Source organism: Pseudomonas sp. EL_65y_Pfl2_R96, from assembly GCF_963970905.1.
Taxonomy (GTDB): domain Bacteria; phylum Pseudomonadota; class Gammaproteobacteria; order Pseudomonadales; family Pseudomonadaceae; genus Aquipseudomonas.
Window position 1 is genome coordinate 1 of sequence record NZ_CAXAQH010000207.1, and the last position, 540, is coordinate 540.

General features: G+C 56.9%; 1 protein-coding gene. It reads right to left on the minus strand.

Annotated elements, in window-relative coordinates; genetic code table 11:
- Positions 1-11: 11 nt before the first annotated feature.
- A partial coding sequence (locus tag AACY49_RS30245; protein ID WP_339527922.1) for a calcium-binding protein occupies positions 12-540 on the minus strand: 529 nt, incomplete at its 5' end.

The following is a 540-nucleotide window of genomic DNA, read 5'->3' on the forward strand; positions in this document are numbered from 1 at the left end:
AGCTGCCTTATTTACACTGTGGATAACCACTCATAACGCCCCCTAGTGGTGCGTTTTTCTATCTGTCTCTTTTGTCTGGATACCGGTTTATGATCGTTCCTCGTGAAACCATCGCTGCCTTCGCCACCGCTCAAAGAGTCGTTACCCTTTCCTCCGACCAGAACATCATCACCGGCCATTCCGTGCAACGCATCATTGCCGTCGCCTCCACCAAGCAAGTCGTTGCCGCGTCCACCCTCGATGACATCGTGACCTGCCAGTCCGTTGATCGTGTCATTGCCCGCGCCGCCATACAGATGGTCAGTGTTCGCACCGCCCGCGAAAGACCGTGCACCGTCATCGCCGAACATGACCAGCGGATTCAACACACCGGTGGTCATCGGCGCCTGTTTGGCTGAGGCGAGATCGGAGTAGGATAACTTCTGCAGCGAGTGCTCTCCAAACGAGCCCTGGGTTCGGGCAATCAACCGGGCCAACATCTGCGCACGATCGGCAAGCCATTGCGCAGTGATGAAACCTTCGCCGGTCAGCGGATCGTAG